Source organism: Corynebacterium sp. HMSC062E11 (assembly GCF_001811845.1).
Lineage (GTDB): Bacteria > Actinomycetota > Actinomycetes > Mycobacteriales > Mycobacteriaceae > Corynebacterium > Corynebacterium hesseae.
The window spans coordinates 34686-41687 of record NZ_KV806774.1 but is presented as its reverse complement, the minus strand read 5'-3'; the positions used below and the strand labels follow the sequence as shown (position 1 = coordinate 41687).

Below are 7002 nucleotides of genomic sequence, written 5' to 3'. Positions count from 1 at the left end.
ACACCACCGACCTGCTTCAAGCCGCCAACGACGTCTTCTTCAAAGAAAGCACCGGTTCCAAACCGGCAGTGCGCACCCAAGTCATCGTCACCCTCAACGAGCTAGACCAGATCATTAACGGCGAGGGCGATGAAATAGAGCTCAACCTCACCAACGGCGGGCGAATGACCGGGGCGGAATTCTTAACCCACAAGTTTGCTGAAATAGGGTATGCCACCATCGTGCACCCTATTGAAGGACCCATCGACACCTGGCGGCTAGAGCGTGGAGCAAACTTCAAACAACGCCTTACCCTGCATGCTGAATTCCACACCTGTTCAAGACCAGGCTGTAACAAGCCGGCTGATTACTGCCAAGTCCATCACCTCATCCCCTGGCAGGCAGGCGGCTACACCAACATCAAGAACCTGACCTTCCTGTGCGCCTACCACAACGGGATTAACGATGATGACCCACAAAGACCTACCGGGCGCGGCTACATGTACCGGCTCAACACCGGGGTGGCCTTCATCCCACCCTGGGGTACACCAATCACCGCAATGCCCGAATACCAAGAAGCAGTAGCCAGACTCAACGCCGAACAAGCAGGACAGCCACCAGACCCACCACCCGACAGCAGCTAACACCCACAGCCACCAAACACAGCAACGGCAGAAAGGAAACAGCTAACCACCAGTGACAACACTGCCACCCGCGGACCACATCAAGGCACGCGGGCATATCGGCGATCCTTAAGTCAGCGCACTCGTCAGCCTAGGACAGGTTGAGACGAAAACCGGTGATCCCTGCCTGAACTTCCCCGGAATAATGGGTGCACTGGTTCTAATTCAATACCGTGCACATAAAAGACTTGTTATCGTACTAGTAGCTACAGTGACCGAAGTTTTCACGCATGAAAGGACCACTCGTGACCAACCAAGTAAGCGTGTGGAAGATTGCCACTTCAATCGCAGTCGCGGGCAGCATCCTCCTGCTTATTCTTTACGTGGGCCTAAGCCGCTATTACAACTCACAAGAGCTCGCCATGCTTGTGGACGGCGCCACCGCCAACGGCCAAGACTACTCGGTGACAATCCACAATCAGCTCACCGGCAGCTACTCCTTTAACGCCCAGTAGGCAGGCTGAAGGCACCATATCAAACCGGGCGCTTTCAGCCTCCAACAGCGCAAGTTCGCCCTGATCAGCACCAATACCTCCAGACAGTGATGGTGGCCCGACCGGTACCGGAGGTGCTCGATGCGTTAGTCGGCGTCCGTGGACAGCGCCGCCACGAAGGCCTCCTGCGGCACGGAAACGGAACCGATGGACTTCATGCGCTTCTTACCGGCCTTCTGCTTCTCCAGCAGCTTGCGCTTACGGGAGATATCGCCGCCGTAGCACTTGGCCAGCACGTCCTTGCGCATCGCGCGAATGTTTTCACGCGCGATGATCTTTGAGCCGATGGCCGCCTGGACCGGCACCTCGAACTGCTGGCGCGGGATGATCTCCTTGAGCTTCTTCGTCATCTTGTTGCCGTACCACTGCGCGGAATCACGGTGCACGATGGCGGAGAAGGCATCCACCGGATCACCATTGAGCAGGATATCCACCTTCACCAGGTCCGCCAGCTGCTCGCCAGCCTCCTCGTAGTTGAGGGAAGCGTAGCCCTTGGTGCGGGACTTCAGCATGTCGAAGAAATCGAAGATGATTTCACCCAGCGGCATGGTGTAGCGCAGCTCCACGCGGTCCTCAGACAGGTAGTCCATGCCACCCATCTGGCCGCGCTTGGACTGGCACAGCTCCATCGTCGGGCCCACAAACTCCTCCGGCACGATGATGGTCATCTTCACAATCGGCTCGTGAACCTCACGCAGCTTGCCCGCCGGCCAGTCGGAGGGATTGTGCACATACGATTCCTCGCCGTCTTCTGCCACCACGCGGTAGGTCACCGACGGGGCGGTGGAAATCAGGTCCAATCCAAACTCGCGCTCCAAACGGTCACGCGTGATTTCCATGTGCAGCAGGCCCAAGAATCCACAGCGGAAGCCGAAGCCCAGGGCCACGGAGGTCTCGGGCTCGAAGGTGAGGGAGGCGTCGTTAAGCTGCAGCTTCTCCAGTGCATCGCGCAAGTCCGGGAAGTCTGCCTGGGAGATCGGGAACAAACCCGAGTACACCATGGGGTTCGGGTCGGCGTAGCCCTTGAGCGGCTCGCTCGCGCCATTCGACGCCCACGTAATCGTGTCACCCACCTTGGTCTCACGCACGTTCTTTACGCCGGTGATGAGGTAGCCTACCTCGCCCGGGCCTAGGCCCTCGCACTTCTGCATGGTCGGTGAAACAATGCCCACCTCCAGAAGCTCGTGGTTGGCACCCGTGGACATCATGGTGACCTTCTGGCGCGGGGTGAGCTTGCCGTCCATCATGCGGATATAGGTCACCACGCCGCGGTAGGTGTCATAAACCGAGTCAAAGACCATGGCACGGGCCGGGGCATCGGGCCCGAACTCGGAGGTGGGCGCCGGGACAAGCTCCGCAACCTTGTCCAGCAACTCCGCCACGCCCTCGCCGGTCTTGCCGGAGACGCGCAGCACCTCTTCCGGCTCGCAGCCAATGATGTGGGCGATCTCCAGGGAGTACTTCTCTGGGTCGGCCGCGGGCAGGTCAATCTTGTTAAGGACCGGGATGATCTCCAGGTCATTCTCCATGGCCAGGTAAAGGTTGGCCAGGGTTTGGGCCTCGATGCCTTGGGCGGCGTCGACAAGCAGGATGGCGCCCTCACACGCCTCCAGCGCGCGGGAGACCTCGTAAGTGAAGTCCACGTGGCCGGGAGTATCGATCATCTGCATGACGATCTCCTCCCCCTTCAGGGGACCGGACTGGGGAATCCAGGGCAGGCGCACGTTCTGGGCCTTAATGGTGATGCCGCGCTCGCGCTCGATATCCATGTTGTCGAGGTATTGGTCGCGCATGTCGCGCTCCTCCACCACCTGCGACAACTGCAGGATGCGATCAGCCAGCGTCGACTTGCCGTGGTCGATGTGGGCGATAATGCAAAAGTTTCGGATCTTGGACGGATCCGTAAACGTAGTAGCCGCGAAGTTTGTAGACATGCGTTTAGAATAGACGACATGTCTAGGTTGGCCCGCATTCTCGGCATCGGAGGCCCCGAGCCTGTCGACGCCGGCCTCGAGCGCATCACCGAACGCTTGGGGTTGAACCAAAACGATTCCGTGACGGAACCCCGCAAGGCCGCCGATATCCGCGTCGAGGCCGCCTCCGCCCACCCGCGCAGCGTCTTCTTCACCCCCGACATGGACGGGCAGGCTGACTCCGGGGAGGTCGTGTGGGTGTGGGCGCCCTCCGATGGCAAGCAATCCCCGCCGCGCGAGCGCGCAGTGCTGATTGTCTCCCGCACGCGCACCACGGTGCTCGGCCTTCTCATCTCCTCCAACCCGGGTCACGCGAACAAAGAAGAGTGGCTCGATATCGGCACCGGCGAGTGGGATGAAACCGGCCGGCAATGCTGGGTGCGGATGGATCGAGTGCTGGAGATTTCGGAGGAACAGTGCCGCCGGCAGGGAACGCTCTTTCCGGAACGCCGCTTCGAGCGCATTGCCAACCGCCTGCGCTCCCGCTATCACTGGGCGTGATTTGGGGATTTAGCCTGCGCCCTGATAAATTTCTTGGGATGCCGGGGCACGCTGGCGGTCAGGACCTTGGGTCCGCCTTCCTCGGTAAAGAATTCCTACGACTCTAAGAGGTATATCGATGGCAAACATCAAGTCCAAGCAGAAGCGCATCCTGACCAACGAGAAGTCTCGTCAGCGCAACAAGTCCGTACGCTCCGCCGTGCGTACCGAGATCCGCAAGTTCCGCGAGGCCGTCGCCGCTGGTGACAAGGCTGCAGCCGAGAAGCAGCTGCGCGTTGCTTCCCGCGCACTGGACAAGTCCGTGTCCAAGGGCGTCTTCCACCGCAACACCGCGGCTAACAAGAAGTCCGGTATGGCCAACGCCTTCAACAAGATGGCCTAAATGAAACCGCTCCTGAAGTGGGTGGGGGGAAAGCGCCAACTGCTACCCATTATCCACTCCATGCTGCCCGAGAGCTTCGACACTTATGTCGAGCCTTTCTTGGGCGGCGGGGCGGTTCTTTTTTCTTTGGCGCCCGAACGCGCCCGGGTCAATGACCTGAACACCGAGCTCATCACCGTCTACGAGGTGGTCCGCGATGACGTGGACGAGCTCATTGCCCTTTTAAAGGGCTATCCGAATGATTCGGATTTCTTCTACGAGATGCGCGCCCGCGACCGCGAGCCGGAGTTTGCGCACTTGAGTCCCGTGGAGCGGGCTGCACGCACGATTTATTTGAATAAGACCTGCTACAACGGTCTTTATCGGGTGAATAACTCGGGTCAGTTCAACGCCCCGTTTGGCCGCTATGCCAACCCGAAGATCTGTGATGAGCCGAATCTGCGCGCGGTTTCGGAGTACCTGTCCTCCCACGACGTGACGTTCTATAACGGCGATTATGCCGCGGTGGAGGCCAACGAGGGGGATTTTGTTTACTTCGATCCGCCATACGATCCGGTCAACCCCACGAGCAATTTCACCGGCTATCAGTCGGGGGGCTTCGGCCGCGAGGACCAGATTCGGCTGAAGGAAACCTGCGATGCCCTTACTGCGCGCGGGGTGAAGTTCCTGCTGTCGAATTCGGCGACGGACTTCATCAAGGAGCTGTACGCGGACTATCGCATCGAGATCGTGGGGGCTACGCGCGCGGTGAATTCCGTGGCGTCGAAGCGCGGCAAGGTCGATGAGGTGCTCGTGCGCAATTATGCTTAACGACGCCGCCTGGGACCGTGTCTATCCCCACCTCGCCGCCGACATCGCGGACCAGGGCTATGTGGTGTTGCCCGCCGCGAAGCTCAAGGAGCTTTCCGGGCGCGAGCCGCGGTTGATGGCCAAGCATGATTTTTCCGCCGCGCGCCCCGAGGTGTTTCGGCAGCACGGGTTGTCCATGCTGCCGATTCGCCGCGATGCCTACCTGATTGGCCGCTTTGACCTGTACCAGCCTTTCCCGGAGGAGGCCGGGCCGCTGAAGTCGATGCCGGTTCCGGGGCACATCCAGTCCATTGACTTCGAGAACCTGACCTCGGAGGCCGCAGCGTTGACCGCAGCACACTTAAGCGGCATGCTCGATGATTTCTTGGGCGGTGAGTTGGTACCGACCGTCAGCGGGCGCATGTCGACGCTCACGCTGCCCATGCGGGTCGGCGGACGCGATATCGAGGTGGACCGCGCCCAGATGGAGATCGACGCCGGCTTCGAATCCGCCGAGCACCTCGTGCTCGTGGAGGCGAAGAACCACGTCTCCCCCGACTTCAACATCCGCCAGCTCTACTTCCCTTTCCGCCGCTTCTCGCTGGCTCTAGATAAAGAAGTGGTGCCGGTGTACCTGGTCTATTCCAACGGCATATTTCACTTCTACCGCTACGCGTTTAGGCAGCCGGAGGACTTCCGCAGCATCGAGCTGGTGAGCGCGGCGCGCTACGTTTTGGGCGAGTCCGGTGTGACTGATGCGGCGGTGCGCGAGGTTCTGGAGCACACGCAGGTCCACGGCACACGCGTTCCCTTCCCCCAGGCGGATTCCTTTGCCCGCGTCATCAGCTTGCTGGAGAACCCCGTGCCGAAGGCGGAGATGCCCGAGGCCTTCGGCTTTACCCCGCGCCAGGCTGATTACTACACCAACGCCGCCCGCTACTTAGGTTTGACCAAGCTCAGCGGCACGCGCGACGAGCGCAACCTCGCCCTCGTTGAGGCGCTGGCCTCGCGGCCGGTGTTCCGGGAGATGGTGCGGTATGTCGTCGATAAGCACTGCGCGCTGAGCAAGAATGAGGCGGCCGGGTTCATGCGCGCGGCGAACCTGGGCCTGAGTGAGACGACTCTGCGCCGCCGCTCCGCCACGGTCGCGGCGTGGTCCCAGTGGCTCAAAGAGCTACTCGATCAGTCTTAGGCGGCCTGGATACCGGCCCACACCAACGCACAGCCGGCCACCACGAAGAAGGCCCCAGAACCGATGTCGATCCACGGGCCGGCGGCCAGCAGGCGGCGACGGATCGCGCGGGTCGAGATGACCGCCGAGAGGACAACGAAGAGCAGGTAGCTCGACAGCGACAAGCTCAACACCAACGCCACCGAAAGCCACACCGGCGGGTGCGGCGGCAGCAACGGGGCGATCATAGCGGCGAGGAAGAGCACGATCTTGGGGTTGGATAGGTTGGTGGCCAACCCCGTGCGGAAGACCTTGCCCACCGAGCCCAAGCGGGCGGCGGCCTCCTCCTCATCCACCGGCGGCTGCTTGCGCAGCTCTAGCCCGGAGCGAATGGACAGCACGCCCATGAAGACGAGGAAGCAACCGCCAATCACCTGAATCAGGGAGAGAACTCCCGGGAAGGCGGTCAGCAAAGCGGCCGCGCCAAACACAGTCAGCGTGCACCAGAACAGCACGCCGACCTGAATGCCCGTCGACGCCGCGATGGCGTGGCGGCGCGAGCGCGTGGCATAGCGTGTCACCAGCACAATGTCGGGGCCGGGTGCCGCCGCGCCGACGAGGTTCATGAGGAGGATGGCCGCAAACGCGGACCAGCTCATGACAGGCGCTCGAGAAGATCCTCACGGCCGAACATGCGAGCCGAGTCGAGGGCATTTGGCTGGCCGGCAGTGGGGTCGGCGCCGGCGGCGAGAAGGGCGTCGATCACCGCGTCTTCCTTCTTGAAAATAGCCCCGGCCAACGGCGACTGGCCGCGATCGTTGAGGAGGTTGACGTCGGCACCCGCCGCAGCGAGCTGGCGCACCAGCTCCGCATGGCCGTGGTAGGCGGCGAGCATGATGAAGGACTGCCCGTCCTGGTTCACCATGTCCACGTTGACGCCCTGCTTGATGTACTCGAGCAGCGTGGCATCGCCGTTGCGGGCAAAATCAAAAAGCTTGGTGGCAAAGTTCTGGATGTCATCCATGGAGGG

At 61.3% G+C, this 7002-nt stretch carries 9 protein-coding genes; 6 read left to right on the top strand and 3 right to left on the bottom strand.

What is annotated here, in order from left to right:
* Window positions 1–623, top strand: a 623-nt coding sequence (locus HMPREF2822_RS00210) for an HNH endonuclease signature motif containing protein (protein WP_198530940.1), incomplete at its 5' end; no start/stop codon positions are given.
* 269 nt (window positions 624–892) lie between these two features.
* Complete coding sequence (locus HMPREF2822_RS00205) at window positions 893–1117, top strand: hypothetical protein (RefSeq protein WP_154736830.1); 225 nt, start codon at window positions 893–895, stop codon at window positions 1115–1117.
* A gap of 125 nt (window positions 1118–1242) precedes the next feature.
* Here the strand turns inward: HMPREF2822_RS00205 and lepA are convergent, their stop codons facing one another.
* Entirely contained in the window at window positions 1243–3090 is a 1848-nt protein-coding gene (gene lepA, locus HMPREF2822_RS00200; protein ID WP_070519533.1) for a translation elongation factor 4, read from the bottom strand.
* Between the two features lie 18 nt (window positions 3091–3108).
* Between lepA and HMPREF2822_RS00195 the strand changes: the two genes are divergently transcribed.
* The 4 genes from HMPREF2822_RS00195 to HMPREF2822_RS00180 all read left to right on the top strand — a co-directional run bounded on the left by HMPREF2822_RS00195 (window position 3109) and on the right by HMPREF2822_RS00180 (window position 5993).
* Window positions 3109–3630, top strand: a complete 522-nt coding sequence (locus HMPREF2822_RS00195) for a type II toxin-antitoxin system PemK/MazF family toxin (RefSeq protein ID WP_070519531.1) — start codon at window positions 3109–3111, stop codon at window positions 3628–3630.
* A gap of 118 nt (window positions 3631–3748) precedes the next feature.
* A complete protein-coding gene (rpsT, locus tag HMPREF2822_RS00190; RefSeq protein WP_070519529.1) occupies window positions 3749–4012 on the top strand; it encodes a 30S ribosomal protein S20 in 264 nt (87 codons plus the stop codon).
* Window positions 4013–4822 carry a DNA adenine methylase gene (locus HMPREF2822_RS00185; RefSeq protein ID WP_070519526.1) on the top strand — a complete coding sequence of 270 codons (810 nt, stop codon included), beginning with the start codon at window positions 4013–4015 and terminating at the stop codon, window positions 4820–4822.
* Complete coding sequence (locus tag HMPREF2822_RS00180) at window positions 4815–5993, top strand: type II restriction enzyme (protein WP_232755520.1); 1179 nt, start codon at window positions 4815–4817, stop codon at window positions 5991–5993. The genes HMPREF2822_RS00185 and HMPREF2822_RS00180 overlap by 8 nt, the downstream gene beginning before the upstream one ends.
* Here the strand turns inward: HMPREF2822_RS00180 and HMPREF2822_RS00175 are convergent.
* Together HMPREF2822_RS00175 and HMPREF2822_RS00170 are read right to left on the bottom strand one after the other, a co-directional pair.
* Window positions 5990–6631 carry a LysE family translocator gene (locus HMPREF2822_RS00175; protein ID WP_070519522.1) on the bottom strand — a complete coding sequence of 214 codons (642 nt, stop codon included), beginning with the start codon at window positions 6629–6631 and terminating at the stop codon, window positions 5990–5992. The two genes, HMPREF2822_RS00180 and HMPREF2822_RS00175, sit on opposite strands and share 4 nt — an antisense overlap.
* A complete protein-coding gene (locus HMPREF2822_RS00170) occupies window positions 6628–6996 on the bottom strand; it encodes an ankyrin repeat domain-containing protein (protein WP_070519519.1) in 369 nt (122 codons plus the stop codon). The genes HMPREF2822_RS00175 and HMPREF2822_RS00170 overlap by 4 nt, the downstream gene beginning before the upstream one ends.
* Window positions 6997–7002: the final 6 nt, after the last annotated feature.